General features: G+C 62.8%; 8 protein-coding genes. 3 read left to right on the top strand and 5 right to left on the bottom strand.

Annotated features, from left to right (window positions below; translation table 11 throughout):
• Nucleotides 1–98 precede the first annotated feature (98 nt).
• The 4 genes from AC1DS6_RS11995 to purN all read right to left on the bottom strand — a co-directional run bounded on the left by AC1DS6_RS11995 (nt 99) and on the right by purN (nt 5,359).
• A complete protein-coding gene (locus AC1DS6_RS11995) occupies nt 99–1,289 on the bottom strand; it encodes a DesA family fatty acid desaturase (protein ID WP_441626374.1) in 1,191 nt (396 codons plus the stop codon).
• A gap of 394 nt (nt 1,290–1,683) precedes the next feature.
• Nucleotides 1,684–3,087, bottom strand: a complete 1,404-nt coding sequence (locus tag AC1DS6_RS11990; RefSeq protein WP_441626372.1) for a mechanosensitive ion channel family protein — start codon at nt 3,085–3,087, stop codon at nt 1,684–1,686.
• Between the two features lie 218 nt (nt 3,088–3,305).
• The gene (locus AC1DS6_RS11985) at nt 3,306–4,706 is read right to left on the bottom strand and encodes an RsmB/NOP family class I SAM-dependent RNA methyltransferase (protein ID WP_035867358.1); all 1,401 of its coding nucleotides are present in this window, start codon (nt 4,704–4,706) and stop codon (nt 3,306–3,308) included.
• Nucleotides 4,706–5,359, bottom strand: coding sequence for a phosphoribosylglycinamide formyltransferase (gene purN, locus AC1DS6_RS11980; RefSeq protein WP_441626368.1), 654 nt, complete (start codon nt 5,357–5,359; stop codon nt 4,706–4,708). The genes AC1DS6_RS11985 and purN overlap by 1 nt, the downstream gene beginning before the upstream one ends.
• 241 nt (nt 5,360–5,600) lie before the next feature.
• On the opposite strand from purN, the gene AC1DS6_RS11975 reads away from it, so the two are divergent.
• Nucleotides 5,601–6,260 carry a response regulator gene (locus AC1DS6_RS11975; RefSeq protein ID WP_441626366.1) on the top strand — a complete coding sequence of 220 codons (660 nt, stop codon included), beginning with the start codon at nt 5,601–5,603 and terminating at the stop codon, nt 6,258–6,260.
• An 82-nt stretch (nt 6,261–6,342) separates the two neighbouring features.
• Here AC1DS6_RS11975 and AC1DS6_RS11970 read toward each other — a convergent pair whose 3' ends face one another.
• Nucleotides 6,343–8,172: a hybrid sensor histidine kinase/response regulator gene (locus tag AC1DS6_RS11970; RefSeq protein WP_441626364.1), complete on the bottom strand. Its 1,830-nt coding sequence runs from the start codon at nt 8,170–8,172 to the stop codon at nt 6,343–6,345.
• A 1,276-nt stretch (nt 8,173–9,448) separates the two neighbouring features.
• On the opposite strand from AC1DS6_RS11970, the gene ltrA reads away from it, so the two are divergent.
• Nucleotides 9,449–11,152, top strand: coding sequence for a group II intron reverse transcriptase/maturase (ltrA, locus tag AC1DS6_RS11965; protein ID WP_441626362.1), 1,704 nt, complete (start codon nt 9,449–9,451; stop codon nt 11,150–11,152).
• Between the two features lie 117 nt (nt 11,153–11,269).
• Complete coding sequence (locus AC1DS6_RS11960; RefSeq protein WP_441626360.1) at nt 11,270–12,277, top strand: bifunctional riboflavin kinase/FAD synthetase; 1,008 nt, start codon at nt 11,270–11,272, stop codon at nt 12,275–12,277.
• Nucleotides 12,278–12,296: the final 19 nt, after the last annotated feature.

Below are 12,296 nucleotides of genomic sequence, written 5' to 3'. Positions count from 1 at the left end.
ATTGGGGGAGTTTAGCGAAAACAAAAGCCCCGCCAGGGGCGGGGCTTTCGGGCGAGCTAAATTGTATCAGGCCACGCCGGGTCAGGCATCAAGCCTCATCAGGCATAGCGGCGCAGGCGCAGCGAGAAATCGTGCAGCGCCTCGATGCCGCTGGCCTCGGCGCGATGGCACCAGGCCTGCAACTGCTGCAGCAGCTGTTCGCGCGTCAAGTTGGAGCGGCCCCAGATCGCGGCCAGTTCGCGGCGCATTTCCACAAAAGTATGCAGCGACTTGTTCTGCTCGACGATGCTGGCCAGTTGCTGGCGTTGCGGATCGGCCAGCTTGGTTTCCTCGCGGTGGAACCACTTGCGGGCGGGCTTGAAGCTGCTGTACTCGGCCACGCGGGCTTCCTTCAGCTTTTCCAGTTCCTGCTTGTAGGCGCTCTTGACCGCCTTGGCATAGCGGGCCATCACGTCATAGCGATTGGCGATGATGGCTTCCAGCGTGTTGTGGTCGACCGGGCGAGCCTCCACCAGGCGTGCCTTCGGCGGGGTCTTCTTGACCCTGGCCAGGCCAACGGCCTGCATGGCGCGGATATAGCCCCAGCCGATATCGAACTCGTACCACTTGATCGAGAACTTCGCCGACGTCGGGTAGGTGTGGTGGTTGTTATGCAGCTCTTCGCCGCCGATGATGATGCCCCACGGCGAAACATTGGTCGAAGCGTCCTCGCAATCGTAATTGCGATAACCCCACCAGTGGCCCAGGCCATTGATGATGCCGGCGGCGTGGATCGGGATCCACAACATCTGCACCGCCCACACGGTCATGCCGATCACGCCGAACAAGGCGAGGTCGATGATCAGCATCAGGCCAACGCCCTGCCAGCCGAAGCGCGAGTAGACATTGCGCTCGACCCAGTCGTCAGGCGTGCCGTGACCGAACTTGGTGATGGTTTCCTTGTTCTTGGACTCGGCGCGATACAGCTCCGCGCCTTCCAGCAGCACCTTGCGGATGCCGCGAGTCTGCGGGCTGTGGGGATCGTCTTCGGTCTCGCACTTGGCGTGGTGCTTGCGGTGGATGGCGGTCCACTCCTTGGTGACCATGCCGGTGGTCAGCCACAGCCAGCCACGGAAGAAATGCGAAACGATAGGGTGCAGGTCCAGCGACCGGTGCGCCATGCAGCGGTGCAGGTATATCGTGACGCCCGCGATGGTGATGTGAGTCACCACCAGCGTGTAGATCACGATTTCCCACCAGGACCAGTTGGCGAGGCCGTTGGCGGCCCAGTCAAGAATAGTGTCGAACAAACTGTTCTCCGTCGATTAAACAGGGGGATTCAGTGCGGCACGACATGGCGGGCCACAAACAATGTGCAGAAAAAGGACTGCAAATTCAATGATTGCGTCATATGGCGCCTGCCTGAAACCCCGGCAATCGCCGGAGCCCCCAGGCATGCGCGTCTGGCGCCTTGGGCAACTGCTGCCTGCCGGCGGGACTGGACACGAGCCGCTGCAATCTGGCGGCTGTCTGGTGGGGGCGGGAGGTCGATAAACTCACCCGGACAAAATCCGATTCCGGACGAACCCGCAACTACCTCGGATTCTACCGCACCCGGATCGAGCGGACATCCGCTTTTACCCCGATTTTGACGTTAAGCAACACGGATCGTTCCACAAGGTGGCTCCAGCGCCGCGCGAAAAGTCAGGATTTGCTGCCCGCGGTGCCATCCAGCGGCGCAAGTAGCGCCTCATGATCCACGTCATCAGTCTCACCCCGTCCACCGGCGTCCGCCCTGCCCAGCACCCGCACTTCCCGCTGTGGATACGGGATCGAGATGCCATGCTCCCGGAATTTCCTCCATATGGCCCGGTTCAGTGCCGATTGCACGCCGAGCTTCCCGTTCTGGGGATCGGCGATGTAGCCAGCAAGCTCGTATTCGATGCCATTGTCTCCGAACAGCACCAGAAAAGCCGACGGCGCCGGCTCAACCAATAAACGCGGGATGTCTTGGGCCGCCTCGACCAGCAAAGCCAGCACCTTTTCGGGATCGGCCGCGTAATCGGCCTGCACACGCGTTGCAACACGCACATTGGTATTGGAGAACGAGTGGTTCTGCACGGCCTGCGCGACCAGTTGCTCGTTGGGCACCAGGGTTTCGCCATCACCATTGCGGACCACCGTGTAGCGCGTGCGAATCTGCGAGACGATGCCGGTGTACTTGTCCACGGTGATCTGGTCGCCCAGCTTGACCGAGTGGTCAAGCAGGATGATGAAGCCCGAAATATAGTTGCTGGCGATTTTTTGCAAGCCCAGGCCCAGACCCACACCCAGCGCGCCCCCAAATACGGACAGCACCGTGAGATCGATGCCTACCAGCGACAAGCTCAGCAAGAGCGAGACCAGCAGCAGCAATGCCTTGGAAAGCCTGGTCAAAACCACTTTCAGGTTGCTGTCCAGGCCGCTCGAGCGCATCAGGCGCTCTTCCAGCCACGAACCAAACCACATGGCCACCAGCACGGTGAGCAAGATCCATACGGCTGCCACCAGGGTGTCGGCGAGGTTGATCTTCTGCTTTCCGCCCAGCGAAAAGCGTACGGATTCCATCCAGTTCACTACATCAGACAGCAATCCCAGCACATATAGCGCCATTGCCACCCAAACCAGCGTCGTCAGTACCTTCTCCACCAGCAGCAGCATGCCGTGCAGCTGGCCACTGCCGGAGAGCACGCGGCGCAGTATATAGAAGGCGAAATAGAGGAACGTGATGCCAAAGAGCGGCACCAGCGCCAGACGCAGCACGCTGGTCGACATGACCAGTTCCAGCCCGTAGCGCGCGCCCATCACCAGCAGCCAGCCAAACAGTGGGAACATGGCGCGTTCCAGGCTGGCTGCGGCAAAGCGCAGCGCGAAGCTGGATCCGGCGTAGCCGGCTTCGACTCGCTTGACGACCAGCCTTGCCAGCGGCCATGCCAACGCGAGGCAGGCGGCGAGTACCACCAGTTGCCAGATAAAACCGGGGCCGCCCGCATCGCGGATCAGGTCATTGAGCATCTTGCCAAATGCCGGATGCGAGGCGTTGAGTTCGTTCAAGGGATTGGGATTCATGCTCTGGAATAACTGGGCGGCGCGCGCCGGGCGACAATCGAACGGCCCCGGCAAACACCCGATAACGGACCGCAAGAGCACAATGAGCAAGGCAACGCACCGCAAGCAGCGGGCCGGACACTTGTGGCCGGTCCCGCGCCGGAAATGCAGCCGGGACCGGGCGGTCCTCGGCATTGGAGCCGCCAGTCCCAAGCCGGGCACTGGCGGCGGTTCAGACGTTAGCTGACGCGTTCCAGTACCGCGGCGAAGAAGCCATCGGTCTGGTGCAGATGCGGGTAAAGCGCCAGCATCTCGGCATCTTCCGGCAAACCGGGCACCGTGATCTTTTGCTCGGCCAGCACCTGTGCGGCAGGGACCAGGCGGAAGGCAGGATGCGCGGCCAGGAAACCGCGCACGATGCCTTCGTTCTCGGCTTCCAGCACGCTGCAGGTCGCATAAACCACCCGGCCGCCCACCTTGACCAGACGCGCCGCGGATTCGAGGATGGCCGCTTGCTTGGCAGTCAGTTCCAGCACCGATTGCGGCGATTGGCGCCATTTCAGGTCCGGGTTGCGCCGCAGCGTACCCAGGCCGCTGCAGGGCGCATCCACCAGCACGCGATCGATCTTGCCGGCCAGACGCTTGATCTTGGCGTCATGCTCGGAGTCGATCAGTACCGGATGCACGTTCGACAGTCCGCTGCGCGCCAGGCGCGGCTTGAGGTTGGCCAGGCGCTTCTCGGACACATCGAACGCATACAGGCGCCCGGTGGAGCGCATCTGCGCCCCCAGCGCCAGCGTCTTGCCACCGGCACCCGCGCAGAAATCCACCACCATTTCGCCGCGCTTGGGCGCAACCAGGTTGCATAGAAGCTGGCTGCCTTCGTCCTGCACTTCGACCAGGCCGTTGACGAACAGCGGCAACTGGTTGAGCGCCGGCTTGCCGGCCAGGCGGATGCCGGCGGGGGCCATCGGCGTCGGCTCGGCCTTCAGGCCAGCGGCGGTCAGCTCGGCCAGCGCGGCTTCCTGGGTGGTCTTGACCAGGTTGGCGCGCAGGTCCAGCGGCGCGGGCCGCAGCCACGCGTCGCCCAGTGCTTCGACAAAGGCTTCGTCGTGGCGGGCGGCCAGCTGGTCGAACAGCCACTCAGGCAGGTTGGCGCGCACGCGCGGCGCCAGGCTGGCACGCTCGATTGTCGTCAGGCGATCGAGCCATTCGCCCTCTTCCGGCAGCAGGAACGGCGTCAGCGCATCCCGGCCCAGCGTGGCGGCTAGGCCGAGCAGGGCCAGTCGGCGCTGCGAGGCGCCCGTGCCGCTGGCAGCGAACTGCGAAAACTCGACACGCCGGCGCAATACGGCAAATACGGCTTCGGCGATGATGCCGCGTTCGCGATGGCCAAGCTTGGGGTTTTCGCGGAAGTAGTAGCTCACCACCACGTCGGAGGGGCGCGTGAACATCAGCACCTTGCCCAGCAGGCGGTCGATGTGCTGGATATGAACGGCGTGCAGGCCGCCATGCGGCCCGCGGCCCTGCTGCGGAGCATGGCTGTCGCCCGCGTCGCGCGGCCGGGCGGCCTGGCGGATCGGGGTACCCTTGTGCTTGTTGCGAACGGGCTGGCGCGCCCCTGCGGTATTCCGGCTCATTACTGCACCTCCGTAGCGGCAGCAAAGGCCGTAAATAACTGGGATTCGGGTGGTTCGACCCGGACTGCGCCGGCATGCACGCGCAGCCGGTCTTCGACAAACCAGCGCACCGCGCGCGGGTAGATCACGTGTTCGCTTGGCAACAGGCGCGTGGCCAGGCTCTCGGGCGTATCGTCCGGCAGCACGTCGAGCGCGGCCTGGACGATGACGGGGCCGTGATCGAGTTCCGGCGTGACGAAATGCACGCTGGCCCCGTGGACCTTGACACCCGCCTCGATGGCCTGCCGGTGCGTATGCAGCCCCGGAAAGCATGGCAGCAGCGAGGGGTGGATATTCAGCATGCGCCCGGCGTACTTGTCGACAAAGCCCGGCGTCAGGATGCGCATGAAGCCGGCCAGCACCACCAGGTCCGGCGCGAATGCGTCGATGGCCGTGGCCAGCGCCACATCGAAAGTGGCGCGATCAGCATATTGCGTGTGGTCCACCACACCGGTGGCCACGCCGTGCTCAGCGGCAAATTTCAGGCCTTCGGCGTCCGGCCGGTTCGACAGGACCGCCGCTACGCGCGCTGGCCAGCCTTCGGCGGCGCAGGCGCTGACGATGGCTTCCATGTTGGAGCCTCGCCCGGAAATCAGGATAACGATATTTTTCATCGCGCAATTCTACCAAGCCAGGGGCCGTACACGGCTAAAGCGAGCGCATTAGGCGCTTAAAACACGTGAAACCCTCATCGCAGCGCCGTTTCGCATGACCTATACGCAACGTAGGTACCCCTCCGACGGATTGTGACGCCTCGCCCGCTCTGCTAGAGTGGCTGCTATCGTCCACGCGCAGACCGTTAGCTCGGCTTTAAGTGACAACAAGGACGAACTGGGAAATTAGACGGGAAATCGCATGCCGAACGCTGCACCGACCTTGTTGGTGGTCGATGATCATCCTATGGCCTTGTCCGGCACTACCGCCTTCCTGGCGGAGGTGATGCCGGATGTCGCCGTCCATGCCGCCGGTAGCGCCAAGGAGGCGCTCAGTGCCTTGCAGCAAGGGCTCAGGCCTGACATCGTGCTGCTGGATATCTGGCTGACCGACGGTACCGGCTTCGACGCCATGCAGGCGCTCAAGACGCTGGTCCCTTCCGCCCGCTTTATTTTCATGTCGGCCGAGGCCACGCCCGAGATCGTAGGCCGCGCGCGGGCGCTTGCCGCCTACGGGTTCGTCGGCAAGCATCTCGATGCCAACGCATTCACAGCCGCCGTGCGCAAGGTGCTGGCAGGCGACACATCCTTTCCCTCCGACGAAGCGCTCAACGGCCGTGCCCAGTCCTTCGGACCGGCGCACGGCATTCCGGTCACGCCGGCGGAACTGGGACTGACCCCGCGCCAGGGCTCGGTGCTGGCGCTGGTACTGGAAGGGCTGCCCAACAAGGTCATCGCTCGGCGTCTCGGCCTGACGGAGAACACCGTCAAGGAACATGTCTCGGCGATCCTGCAGCGCCTCGGCGTACGCACCCGGATGCAGGTCATGTCGCGCATGGAGCGCTTCCGCCTGCGCCAGTAGCAGGCACCGCCGGCGCCAGCCGCCAATTGAAGACTCCGCAATGGGCCGGCGCGTTTGCGCCGGCCCATTTCGATTGTGCCTGTCAGGCCGCGTGCAGCCAGCGCCTGAGCAGCAGCCGCAACGCCGCCGGGTCGACGGGCTTGGGCAACACAAAGTAGCCAGCCTCCTCGGCTGCCGCCAGCGCGGCGGATTTCAGGTCGCCCGACAATAGGGCGCTACGTGCCTGCGGCTGTGTGTTCTGCCAGCGCTCCAGCAAGTCCAGGCCGTTCTCGCTGCCGGGCAGGCGCAAGTCGCAGAAGATGATGTCCGGCTTGAGCCCCTGGTGAAACAGCCGGTCCGCATCCGCGCCATGCGCCGCGCAGGCAACCTGGATGCCCCAGGCTTCCATCAGTGCAATCCACGCCTTGCGGATCTGGGTGTCGTCGTCGACCACCAGCACAGTGCCGCGCAAGTGATCGGGCTTGGCATCCTCGGCCAGCGCCGTAGCCCGCACGGCACGGATGGTGGCCACGGTCTCGGCCGGGACCGGCGCCAGCGAGAACCAGAATACCGAACCCCGTCCAGGCACCGAGCGCACGCCGTAGGTGCCGCGCATCAGGCGCACGCATTCCTTGAAAATCGCCAGCCCGAGTCCCAGGCCCTGGGACGGATCGCGCTGCGGGTTATGCACCTGGTAGTACGGGGAGAAGATGTCCGGCAGGTGCTCGGGCGTGATCCCGGCCCCGGTGTCCCAGACTTCCACGCGGATATGCTTGCGGCGCTCCCGCGCCGTTACCAGGACGCCGCCGCGCCGCGTATAACGCAGGGCGTTCTGCACGAGATTGAACAAGGCGCGGCGCAACAGCACCGGCTCGGCCATCGCGTACAACTCTTCGGGCACGCGCGGGGTCAGGGTCAGGCCGCTCTCTCGCGCGTCGGCGGCGAACTGGCTCATCACTTCGCTGATCAGGTGACTGAGTTCGCACGGCTCCAGCGTCGGCAGCACCTTGCGCCCTTCGAGCTTGGACAGGTCCAGCAGCGAGCGGAACAGCAGGTCGATGGTCTGGGTGCCGGCGGCCACCTGCTCGACCAGCGGATGGAGCGAGGAGGACTTGTTGCGGGCGCGCAGCGCCTCCACCAGCATCACCAGCGCGTGCACTGGCTGGCGCAGGTCGTGGCTGGCGGCGGCCAGGAAGCGCGATTTCTCCTCGCTGGCATGCAGCGCCCTCTCCTTTTCTTCCTGGAACTGCTTGGCCAGCCGCCGGCTCTCGCTTTCCAGCTGGATGGCCCGCACCAGCGTGCGCTGCAGGTTCAGGGCGTGGCGCGTAAGCATGATGGCGTAGACCACCAGCAGCAATTGCACGTAGGTGCCATGACCGGGAAATGCGTACTCGGCCAGCAGGATATTGGGCACCAGGATCGGTACGCCGGCATAGACCAGGTTGGACGGAACCGGAGACTGCGCGGTGACGCCGCCCGCCAGCACCCCGAGCGCCAGCAGGTACAGCACGCTGGAGAACACCGTGGAGCCGGAATACAGATGCAGCAGCGCCGAGCTGCCCCAGGTCAGCCCGGTCAGGAAGGCCATCGCGCGCATATTGGCCCACCATTTGCGCGTGTGCGCCGAGCGGCTCATGGTGGTGCCATCGCGCAGATAGCCAAAATAGAACCAGCTGGTGGCGGCGGTCAGCACCAGCATGACGCCGCACCAGCCGATCAGGGCGCTGTGGTCGGCGGCAGACCAGAAGGCGATCGCGGTCAGCGCCGGGAGCACCAGCGAGGCAACGATGGCGGTAGGGGAGACGCGATGGATGGTCGCCAGCAGCTTGGCCCGCGTTTCGGTATCGAGCGGAGGCCCTGGCGGCGGCAGGATTCGGTTAAGCAGCGCGTTCAAGGGAGGGCTGGGGGCAGCGAGTGCGATCCGCCGTATCATGCCGTCTTTTGTGGCATGGCGCCACGCCAAAGGGTCTATCCGTGCACAAAAACGCCAACCTCGGCGCCCACCGTGGTGCGGCCAGGCCAAACTTGTCCCCCATTCGCCTTATAATGCTCGCTTTAGTGCGACACGCACACTCGTGTCCGGGAAAAGAAGTAGCGCCCTAACGTAAGGGGCATCGACCTTGTTGGACCAGGGAAAGGGCTTCGGCCTGAACCTTGCAAGCCAACCTATCTCTTGCTTTGACGAACCTGGCCGGTAAAGCTAGGGAAGTCCGATGTGTTGAACGCCCGGCTGGCTAACGCCTGCCGCGTGTGTAGTACTTGCTATTGCTGGATAACCTCCAGCCATATCGCCCAAAGGCGGGGACGCTCGCCTTTGGGCGAATTCTCTGTAAACAGTCACTCGAAAGAGGAACTGGGTGCCCCAGCCATTCAGGTGGATGAGGCGCCACATAGCTTTTGTATCGGTCAGATTGACCGACGCTACGTTCTTTGGGGCCGATGGGAGCACCTTCGGGAGTTCGCGTCTGCCGAGTATGGTCATATTGAGTCGAGAGAACCCGGATGTAGAGCGAAAGCTCTACACGTTATGGTTCGGTCGTGCACGGTCGTGAGACTGCCACGATAGAGAACCTGCTATGCGACTAGCAGTAGCCTAGGGAGACATGCGTCACTGGTAACGGTGGGGTGTGAAGCTCTCCTGACAATGTAGCCCCCGCAAGGGTGCCTGTTTGCCGTGAGGCGGACTGGCAGAGATTCCGAGTAGCAACGGGTCGAGGAGCTAGGCTGGCTGGCATGGGTAACATATGTGAACTGCTGATAAACGTCGTAAGCATTGCGGTGCCAAAGCTGCTGATAGGCACTAACCAAACGGTACGTGGCTGGATACTTCGCTTGAAGCTCGAAGTACGTCGCTAGGAAGCCACCGGCGGAGAGGCAGACCCTAAACCGGTCCTGTAACGTGTAGGGAACGTGGTAAGCCCGTATGGCTGCCAGAGTGCAGTTAGCTCCGGCAGGCGAACCGCAAGGAACGCTGTTGGCTGTGCGGGTATGGGAGGTTGGAAAAAGCGAATGCCGGGCTGTAATGGTTCGGATAGGGGTTGAGACATCACCCCACGCGAAAGCGGGCAGACTTCCAACTGGTCAATCGTCGCAGGACGGCTGACAGATCTCGCTTGATGTATTTTTACCTTCCCTTGAGGGACAACATGTCCCTCAAGGGGCATGTTGTCTCCTGATTTTGGGAAGAATTCTCAAGATAGGAGAGCAGCATGGAAACATTGATCCGCAAGGATGAATCTGCGCTCTCCGGCGCACCACGAAGCTGGGCTGCCATCGATTGGCGGCGAGTGGAGCGGAACGTTCGGGAAATGCAGATTCGAATTGCGAAGGCAACACAGGAAGGAGACTGGCGCAGGGTGAAAGCCTTGCAACGATCTCTGACCCGCTCGTGGTCCGCCAAGGCATCGGCGGTGCGACGAGTGACGGAAAATCGTGGGAAGAAAACGGCAGGCGTTGATCGTGTGCTGTGGGATTCGCCTGAAACCCGGTGGGAAGCTATCGGGAAGTTGAAGCGCCGAGGGTATCGGCCCTTGCCATTGCGGCGGGTCTATATCCCTAAGGCCAATGGGAAGGAGCGCCCACTGGGCATTCCCACCATGTTGGATCGAGCCATGCAGGCGTTACACCTGCTGGCGCTGGAGCCGGTGTCCGAAGGGACGAGCGATCCGAACTCATATGGGTTTCGGATCAATCGTTCCACGGCGGACGCCATGTCCCAGCTGTTCCTGAACCTGTCCAAAAAGGCTTCGGCCCAGTGGATTCTGGAAGGGGATATCAAGGGCTGCTTCGACCATATCAGCCATGACTGGCTGGAAAGCAACGTCCGAATGGACCGCGCGATCCTTCGGAAGTGGTTGAAAGCTGGCGTGGTATTTCAGGGCCAGTTTCAGGCAACCGATGCTGGAACGCCGCAGGGAGGCATCATCTCCCCAACGCTGGCAAACGTGGCGCTGAACGGGTTGGAAAGGCAACTAGTGAAGTTCTTAGGGACAAAGCTGGGAGTCGCCAACACGAAGAAGCTGAAAGTGAATGTAGTGCGGTACGCGGATGACTTCGTGATCACCGGCAGTACGCCGGAAGTGTTAGAGCGCGAAGTGAAGCCATGGGTAGAGCAGTTCCTGGCGGTAAGGGGACTGACGCTATCGACGGAGAAAACGCGAATCGTCAACATCGCAGAAGGTTTCGATTTCCTAGGGTGGAATTTCCGGAAGTACTCGGGAACGCTGCTCATCAAGCCGAGCAAGAGGAACGTGCAGACGTTCTATCGCAAGGTAAAGGAGGTCATAAGCCGCCACAAAGCGGTAAAGCAATCGGAGCTAATCCGGTTGTTGAACCCGATGCTGAGGGGCTGGGCCCGGTATCACAGCCCTGTAGTAGCCAAGGCGACGTTCACCCGTCTGGAGCACGAGGTTTTTCGGGCTCTATGGCGGTGGGCGAAACGGAGGCATCCAAGGAAGAACCCCGGATGGGTACGCGAGAAATACTTCGCAACAGTTGGGGATCGGAACTGGGTGTTTGGAACCACAGTAGCGAAAGACGACGGCAGTAAGGAAGAGTGGGAGTTGTACTCGCTTGCGGGTACCCCCATTCAGCGGCACAAAAAGATCAAAGGGGATTTCAATCCCTTTGATCCGGCGCAGGAGATGTATGGCGAAACCTTGCGACAGGAACGCATGCTCAAGAGCATGGCGCACCGGAAGCAGTGGATCAAGCTGTACATTTCTCAACAAGGCCGGTGTGCTCTGTGTCAGTGCAAGATGACCAAAGAGACGGGGTGGCATGACCACCATATTGAGTACCGCATTGTTGGCGGTTCGGACGCTCTAGGAAATCGCGTGCTGCTGCACCCTAACTGTCACGTCCAAGTACACAACCACGGTATAACCGTTATGAAACCGGCCCCCTCAATTTGAGGGGATTTTGAAAGGCTTGAGCCGTATGCGGGGAAACTCGCACGTACGGTTCTTAGGGGGGGACGGGTCAGCAATGACCCTGTCCCTACCCTACCCCAAACGCTTGCTGCCGTCCTCGTGAAAGTCTTCCGTGGCCTGCCCAATGCCGAGAGCCGGGCGCCCTGCGCCCTCACCATCGGCAATTTCGACGGTGTGCACCGCGGCCACCAGTCGCTGCTTGCGCGCGCGCGCGCGGCGGCGGACGCACGCGGCCTGCCGCTGTGTGTGATGACGTTCGAGCCGCATCCGCGTGAATTCTTCACGCCTGACCAGGCCCCCACGCGCATTGCGCTGCTGCGCGACAAGCTCGAAAGCCTGCGCCGCAACGGCGTCGATCGCGTGGTCGTCGAGCATTTCAACGCGCATTTCGCCGCGCAATCTCCCCAGGCGTTCGTCGAGAACGTGCTCTGGCACGGCCTGCACACGCGCTGGCTGCTGGTCGGCGACGACTTCCGCTTCGGCGCCAGGCGCGCGGGCGATTTTGCCTACCTGCAGCAGGCCGGGCGCCAGTTCGGCTTCGACGTCGAGCAGATGGGCTCGGTGTCCGAAGGCGGCGTGCGCATCTCGAGCTCCGCGGTACGGCAGGCACTGACCGAGGGCGACCTCGAACACGCGCGCCGTCTGCTCGGCCACGGCTATGCCATCAGCGGCCATGTGGTCCATGGCCGCAAGCTCGGGCGCGACCTGGGCTTTCCCACCATCAACCTGCGCATCTCGCACAAGCGGCCGGCTGTCAACGGCATCTTCGTGGTACAGGTGCACGGGCTGGCCGAGCACGCGTTGCCGGGCGTGGCCAGCATCGGCGTGCGGCCGACCATCGAGGATGCCGGCCGGGTGCTGCTGGAAGTCCACCTGTTCGACTTCAATCAAAGCATCTACGGCAAGCTGGTGCGGGTCGAATTCATGAAAAAGCTCCGCGATGAAGCCCGCTTCGACAGCCTGGATGAACTGACCGCGGCCATTGCCAAGGACAGCGCGGACGCCCGCGCCTTCTTCGGCCTGACCGTGCCGGGCTCGCCCGAGGGCACGCCCCCGGCAGCGGGCGGCCGCGACTTCGCCACCTCCGCCACCGACCGAATTAGCTAGCGCCCCGTTCCCGCGAGGC

It is taken from the genome of Cupriavidus sp. 05L310 (assembly GCF_056398185.1).
Note: the sequence above shows the minus strand (reverse complement) of the source record. Positions and strands in the feature narration are given on the sequence as shown.